1 protein-coding gene is annotated in these 422 nt (G+C 66.6%); it reads left to right on the forward strand.

Going from position 1 to position 422, the window contains the following annotated elements; translation table 11 throughout:
- Positions 1-162 precede the first annotated feature (162 nt).
- Positions 163-422: glycogen debranching N-terminal domain-containing protein (locus RM812_RS42555; RefSeq protein ID WP_311586419.1), on the forward strand; the 260-nt coding region annotated here is incomplete at its 3' end.

Below are 422 nucleotides of genomic sequence, written 5' to 3' on the forward strand. Positions count from 1 at the left end.
GGCGGCCTGCCGTCGCCATGTGGCCGCGCACTTCGCCGTCGGACAGTTCGGTTCGGGATACGAGCGGATCTACCGCGACGTGCTGAGCAACGCAGAGGCCGCGAAATCCACGATCACGTTGCGACGCGTCGTCGAACCGGACACCTCCGAGCGGGCCACCGCATGAGTGGCACAGGGATTCTCAATGGCGGCGAGCCGGCTGCCATCGGCGTCGGGGGCGGCGGCGGCGACACCGTGACGCTGGTGGAAGGTGCCACCTTCTGTCTGTCGGACAGCCACGGTGACATTCAGCCTGGCCGTACTCACGGGCTGTTTTTTCGCGATGCCCGCCTGCTGTCGCGATGGGAGCTGCGCGTCGACGGTCGGCCGTTGGAGCCACTGTCGGTACAACTCCCGGAAGCCTTTGCTGCCCAGTTCATCTC

Source organism: Streptomyces lancefieldiae, assembly GCF_031845825.1.
Taxonomy (GTDB): Bacteria; Actinomycetota; Actinomycetes; order Streptomycetales; family Streptomycetaceae; genus Streptomyces; species Streptomyces lancefieldiae.